Below are 6,487 nucleotides of genomic sequence, written 5' to 3' on the forward strand. Positions count from 1 at the left end.
GGTCCTCATGATGTACTGGTGAAAGTGAAGAGAGCGTCGATATGTGGCACAGATGTTCACATCTATAACTGGGATGCGTGGTCACAGGAGAGGATTCGTCCCCCTCAGATTGATGGCCACGAATTCACTGGAGAGGTTGTAAGCATCGGTGGAGATGTTTCCACCGTTAAAGTGGGAGATTCAGTTGTATCCGAAACACATATACCGTGCCAGAAGTGTCTTCAGTGTAGAACCGGTAAGATGCACATTTGTAAGAATATGCAAATTCTCGGAGTTCACAGAGACGGAGTGTTTGCAGAGTATGTGAGAGTTCCCGAAGTTGTCTTGTGGAAGGTTGACCCTTCTATACCTCTGGAATATGCTTCGATTATGGAGCCTTTTGGAAATGCAATTCATACGGCACTTGTAACTGATCTTACAGGAAAGAATGTGTTGATCACCGGTGCTGGGCCGATTGGTGCGATGGCAGTTGCGGTAGCAAAGGTATCTGGCGCCGCTCAGGTGATTGTGTCTGAGATAAAGGAATTCAGAAAGGAACTCGCAAGGAAGATGGGCGCCGATGTAATAATCGATCCAACTAAAGAAGATCTAACAAAGAAGGTCAAGGCAATGACAGAAGATAATGGGGCCGATGTTCTGCTGGAAATGTCGGGAAACACTACTGCCTTTAAGCAAGGTTTGGATAGTCTCACCAATGGAGCTGTCGTCTCTCTTCTAGGGGTCTTTCCCGGTGAACTTTCGTTCGACATAAACGATCTGTTTACCTTCAAGGGACTGACAATGTACGGGATTACAGGAAGAAAGATGTTTGAGACCTGGCAAGTGGCCACTCAGCTTCTAAAGAACAAGAGGATTGATCTTTCTCCAGTTGTTACGCACATCCTTCCTGCGGAGAAATTCGAAGAGGGATTTGATGTCATGATTAGAGGAATTTCCGGAAAAGTCATTCTCGAATTTTGATCTGACATTTCGGAGGTGTTTTGATGTTTGATTTTGATGTTCTTAAGAAGGAAATGGAGGAACTTGAAGAAAAGGGTTTGCTCGTAAAAATAAGAACGCTTGAATCGGCTCAGGGGGCATGGTTGAACATTGAAGGCAAGAAGGTGCTAAACATGTGCTCTAATAACTATCTAGGTCTTTGCTTTGATGAAGAGCTTAAAGAAGCTGCTATAGACGGAATAAGAAAGTGGGGAGTTGGACCGGGTGCAGTTAGGTCTATTGCCGGGACACTTGAATTACACAATGAGCTTGAGACTGAACTTGCCAGATTCAAAAAAGTTGAATCAACTCTAGTCGTTCAGTCGGGCTTCAATGCAAACCAGTCCGTCATTCCTCCGATCGTTTCTGAAGAGGATGCGATTCTCTCCGATGAACTCAACCATGCAAGCATTATTGACGGAGTCAGGCTGACAAAAGCGATGAGATATGTCTGGAAGCACAAGGATGTGGATGATCTTGAGGCTCAGCTTCAGAAGGCTGAAACCGATGGAGCAAGGAGAAAACTGGTGATAACCGATGGTGTTTTCTCTATGGACGGTGATCTTGCGCCGCTTCCACAGATTGTTGAAAAGACTAACAAGTACGGAGCAATTCTAATGGTTGACGATGCCCACGGCGAAGGAGTTCTTGGAAGTCATGGAAGAGGAATTGTCGATCATTATGGTTTGCACGGAAGTGTAGACATTGAAGTTGGAACACTTTCCAAAGCCTTCGGAATAGTTGGAGGATTTGTCGCTGGGAAGAGAGTTCTCATTGACTATCTCAAGCAAAAGGCCCGTCCATTTCTCTTCAGTTCATCACTTTCACCGGCCGAAACGGCAGCGGCGATAGCGCGGTAAGGAAGCTCTCCTCTTCCGATGAACTGGTTAAGACCCTCTGGAGCAACTCCGATTACTTTAAAGAGCAACTGAAGGCACTTGGCTTTGATACTGGCCACTCGGAGACCCCGATTACTCCTGTGATGCTCTATGATGCAAAGCTTTCTGCGGCTTTTTCAAAGAGACTCTTTGAAGAGGGGATTTTCGCAAGCTCAATTGGATTTCCGACCGTTCCCAAGGGAAAGGCCAGAATAAGAGTTATGATAAGCGCTTCTCACTCGAGGAAGGATCTGGACTTTGCGGTCTCCAAGTTCGAACTGATCGGTAAGGAACTTGGCGTTATAAAGTAAAAACACGGCTTTAACTTCAATTGAATATAATCTTGTTGTTGCAGCGGCAATGGCCGCTGCTTTTTGTGGAGGTGAAGCGCTTGTTAGTTTCGTTGCTGATGCTGGCCGCTGGATTTGCTTTGCTAATAAAGGGTGCCGATTATTTGATTGAGGGTTCCGTCGCTATAGCTAAAAACCTGGGAATCTCGGAATTGCTCATAGGACTTACGATAGTAGCTATTGGGACTTCGGCGCCTGAGCTCGCAGTGAGTGTGCAAGCAGCTTTCAAAGGTTCTGACATTGCTCTGGGAAACGTGTTGGGATCAAATATCGCGAACATTGGTCTTATCCTGGGAATTACAGCCATTCTAACGCCCCTGGGAGTGAACAAAACTACTATGAGTTATGAAATCCCCTTCGTCATAATAATCACTATCGCCAGCAGCGCTTTGATTCTAGGAAACAATGGGCTTCATCGAAGCGATGGCATTGTGTTGATTACTTTCTTCTTGATATACATGATGTATGTTTTTACCATGGCGAAGAGAGACAGGAGCATTACAGACATTGTGGAGGTGGAGGGAAAGAGAGATGTCGAGATTCTCGAAAAGAGTCCTGTGCTTGCCTGGGTAGCCACAATCGGAGGGACCGCAGCCGTCATTCTCGGAGGAAATTTCGTGGTCGACGGAGGTTCTTCGATTGCACAGATATTCGGCGTGAGCGACATGCTTATAGGGACAACTATTGTCGCGATCGGAACTTCTCTTCCGGAGTTAGTGACCACAATTTCGGCAGGAAGAAAAAATCGCAGCGATCTTGCCATAGGCAACGTGGTAGGGTCGAACATCTTCAATCTACTCCTGGTTCTAGGGATTTCGGCCACCATCTCGCCTATCACGGCACAGAGATCGCTTGCCGCGGAAATAATCTTTGCATCGCTTCTCGCGATAGTTCTGCCCTTACTTCTCCTTAGAAAGAAGAAGTTGGATAGGCCAAGGGGGGCTCTACTTCTGATAATCTACGCCTCCTTCTTAGTTTCAAGCATATTTAGAGGTTAAAAATTCTGGCTCAATAGAATCAAAGCAATTTTCTGTTTGTGAACTGATCTAAAGATGTCTTTTTGCAGACTGGCGGATGTTGAGAACAGAGACTTTCTGAATGCCTGCGTTCAACCTAGAGAAGATAGTGAAACTCGAGACGGACCTTGTGTCTTTCGATAACTGTGTTCGAATAACAGGCCGTATCGAGTCAAGCTAGTTAAAATCCGTAATTAAGGGACAAAGAGATTGCGGGATAGTTGGAGCTCTGTGTTTCAACAACGAGACGTCTCACTATAGCATTAGTTGTATAATTTCTTGCTGTACCCATTAGCTTACTTCCTAATCCCCTTCTTTGGTACTTCTCCCAGACTAGAATATCCCAAACCCGAAAAGAGTCATTCCATTCCCTTTCAGCAAGGACCAGACCCATTTTATTCTCGAATGCTCCCCATGCTACAGGTTTCTGCTCGACCGGTTCTAACAAGATATATTCTGTATCTTTACTTAACTGAACAGGAGATTCTTTTAGAGGTACTTCGATGTATAGCAATCATCTTTCCGTATCATTCTAAGATCGCAGAATTTATCGCATGTATAGGAGTATCTGACTTTTCTGTCCAAAAGCGATTCTTTACTGAGCTCGATTATTTCCATCTTCTTCACCATGCGCAACACCGGGTGTTCTCACTGAAATAGCAGAACTTGAAGCTCAGGTTTAATGGATCTATCATCAAGAAGTTTACTGATCAGTAAGGGAAGACCTTGCGCCCGTCTTTGGGCAAAGGCGGATCACTCATCGTGACGCCAGCAATCTTCGCGAAGTTCATTATTAGTTTCCAGCCAGGAGGGTTGCTCAGAAATCGCCCCTGTGTTTCCGGGTGAAACTGAACCCCATAAATTGGTTTGTCTTTATGCTTCATCATTTGTAACGGGGTAACATTTCCTTTTGCAAGGATTTCGAATTCCTCTGGTAAAGACGCCACCGCATAGGAATGGTTCTCCCAAACAAGAAGTCCATCCTCGAATCCGTCAAATATCTCGTCCTGTTTTACAAAGGTTATTTCATGCCAACGTCGCTCCTCACTGTAATACAAAACGGAACCAAATACTCTCGAAATTATCTGATGTCCAAGACATATTCCCAGAATGGGGACTTCTCCTCTAAGGATTATCTCTCCACCCTGGTAAATTCTGTTGTTCCAGTCTATGTAGTTTCGCATCGAATCGCCGCCTGCAATTATTACTGCGGAGTACAGATTTTCATCTTGCGGGAGTTCATCATTGAAAATATTGTAAATCCTGTATTCTATGCCCTGTTCAGCCAGTGAACGTTCAATGGGTGAGAGCTTTGTTTCGTACGCCGGGTCATTCAGGAAGAGAGCAACAGGTCCACAGTTTTCAGAAGCAGAAACAAAACTTGCCGGGAAGCAAATTGCTAGTAGAAACATGATTGCCGCGCCAACCTTCTGAATTACCGTTTTTTCTTTCATTGACTCTTGACACCTCATACAGCGAATGATAAACTACTATTTGTGCGATGCCGGGGTGGTGAAATTGGCAGACACGCATGATTCAGGTTCATGTGGGCATACCGCCTGTGCGGGTTCAAGTCCCGCCCCCGGCACCATATTTTCTCAGAGAGGATGCAATATTTCCTCTTTTTCATTCTTATATTGAACTCAAACTTTTTGCCTTCTGTATTTCTTAAAGTCTGTGACTACTCTTCTATCTTATTTTAGTTTTTTTGGATTCTCACAATCCTGCTCTCCTGAAGAGAAGCTTTCGAACTTCCATAAACTCGTTCCCAAAATACCTGTCATTTATGTGATCGGGAACGATTCTTCTGATATCTTCAAACAGCTCCTCAACAGCAATACTTGATTTTTTTGGATGCCTGAACGACAGCGCTCTAAAAGCAAGAAGTGCCTCAATAGAAATCATTGTCGCGAGATTGTCAACTATCATCCAGAGCTTGCGTGCTCCCCATGCACCCATACTTACATGATCTTCCTGAAAACCAGAAGTCGGAATAGAGTCGGCGGAAGCGGGATGTGCAAGTGTCTTGTTTTCCGAGGCAAGTGCCGCTGCGGTATACTGCCACAGCATGTAACCGGAATTCAGTCCCTCGTCACCATTTGTCAGGAAGGCGGGCAGATCGTTAAGCTTTGGATTTACAAGTCTGTCTACTCGTCTCTCTATCATGTTACCCATATCGGTGAGTGCAATCGACAGAAAGTCCATTGCAAGAGCTATTGGCTCACCATGGAAGTTACCTCCGGATATAACATCGCCATTCTCAAAGATGAGCGGATTATCAGTCGCTGAATTGATCTCTATTTCCAGGACCGATTTGACATAGTCTAACGTATCCTTGACCGCGCCGTAGACCTGCGGAATGGTTCTGAGCGTGTAAGCGTCTTGAACACGGTCGCAGTCCAAATGGGAGGTTCTAATCTCGCTTCCTTCTAGCAAACTTTTCATTCTTCCGGCGACGTAGCCCTGCCCTCTATGTGGTCGAGCACTATGAACCCTTTCGTCGAAGGGAGACGTACTGCCCATAAGGGCATCAACCGACATTGCCGAAACGAGAATTGCCTGTTCAAAAAGCCTTGAAGCAATATATGTTGAGCAGCCGCCTATTCCTGCCATAAAAGCGGTGCCGTTAAGGAGACTTAGCCCCTCTTTAGATTTCAAAATAATAGGTTCAAGATTTCTACTCTTAAGAGCTTGAAGAGAAGGAACAACACTTCCTTCGAGAGTACAATATCCTTCTCCAATAAGTGACATGGCAACATGTGCCAATGGTGCAAGATCTCCGCTGGCTCCGACCGATCCTTTTGAAGGTACGACAGGAACAATGTCTTCATTGAGAAGGTCGAGAATTCTTTGTACCAAGCATTTTCTAACTCCTGAAAAGCCTTTCAAAAGAGAATTTGCTCTAACCAACATTATTGCTCTTACTAGTTCTTGACGAAGGGGTTCTCCCACACCGGCCGCATGAGAAAGAACGATATTCTTCTGGAGAGCATCTAGATCTTTAGAAGAAATTCGGTGATCTGCAAGAACCCCGAATCCCGTATTAACCCCATAGATCGTTTTTTCCTTGCTGATGAGCTCTAGGGATCTTCGTCTTTCGTCTAGAAGCCGCGCAGCGCTTTCTTCAATACTGCAGAATTCCTTCTTGAAGGCCACTTCAAAGATATCCGACAGTGTAAGATGTTGTCCGTCAATCAGCACTGACCCACCTCCAGAATCGTTTGATTGTTTTCAAACAGATTTCAGTCATTATCAGCATTTCTTA

Annotated in this window: 5 protein-coding genes, 1 tRNA gene and 1 pseudogene; 4 read left to right on the forward strand and 3 right to left on the reverse strand. The window is 45.0% G+C overall.

All coding sequences use genetic code 11. The features are described 5' to 3' along the window. The 3 genes and pseudogenes from tdh to BG32_RS04480 form a co-directional block, all read left to right on the forward strand. Positions 1-960, forward strand: a 960-nt coding sequence (tdh, locus tag BG32_RS04470; protein WP_121526468.1) for an L-threonine 3-dehydrogenase, incomplete at its 5' end; no start/stop codon positions are given. A 23-nt stretch (positions 961-983) separates the two neighbouring features. Then, positions 984-2,167: pseudogene (locus BG32_RS04475) on the forward strand (glycine C-acetyltransferase). 71 nt (positions 2,168-2,238) lie between these two features. Then, positions 2,239-3,204, forward strand: coding sequence for a calcium/sodium antiporter (locus tag BG32_RS04480; RefSeq protein WP_236609207.1), 966 nt, complete (start codon positions 2,239-2,241; stop codon positions 3,202-3,204). 199 nt (positions 3,205-3,403) lie between these two features. Here the strand turns inward: BG32_RS04480 and BG32_RS04485 are convergent, their stop codons facing one another. Beyond that, positions 3,404-3,736 (reverse strand): N-acetyltransferase, encoded by a 333-nt coding sequence (locus tag BG32_RS04485; RefSeq protein ID WP_006492610.1) that lies wholly within the window; start codon positions 3,734-3,736, stop codon positions 3,404-3,406. A 196-nt stretch (positions 3,737-3,932) separates the two neighbouring features. Then, complete coding sequence (locus tag BG32_RS04490) at positions 3,933-4,676, reverse strand: type 1 glutamine amidotransferase (RefSeq protein ID WP_006492612.1); 744 nt, start codon at positions 4,674-4,676, stop codon at positions 3,933-3,935. A gap of 49 nt (positions 4,677-4,725) precedes the next feature. Between BG32_RS04490 and BG32_RS04495 the strand changes: the two genes are divergently transcribed. Next, a tRNA-Leu gene (locus BG32_RS04495) sits at positions 4,726-4,813 on the forward strand. A 125-nt stretch (positions 4,814-4,938) separates the two neighbouring features. Here BG32_RS04495 and hutH read toward each other — a convergent pair. Continuing rightward, positions 4,939-6,423, reverse strand: coding sequence for a histidine ammonia-lyase (gene hutH, locus BG32_RS04500; protein ID WP_006492613.1), 1,485 nt, complete (start codon positions 6,421-6,423; stop codon positions 4,939-4,941). Positions 6,424-6,487: the final 64 nt, after the last annotated feature.

The organism is Mesotoga sp. HF07.pep.5.2.highcov, assembly GCF_003666285.1.
Lineage (GTDB): Bacteria > Thermotogota > Thermotogae > Petrotogales > Kosmotogaceae > Mesotoga > Mesotoga prima.

What these genes read in the sequence shown, in the direction of transcription:
- BG32_RS04490 (WP_006492612.1), bottom strand. Translation starts at nt 4,676, where the DNA reads ATGAAAGAAAAAACGGTAATTCAGAAGGTTGGCGCGGCAATCATGTTT.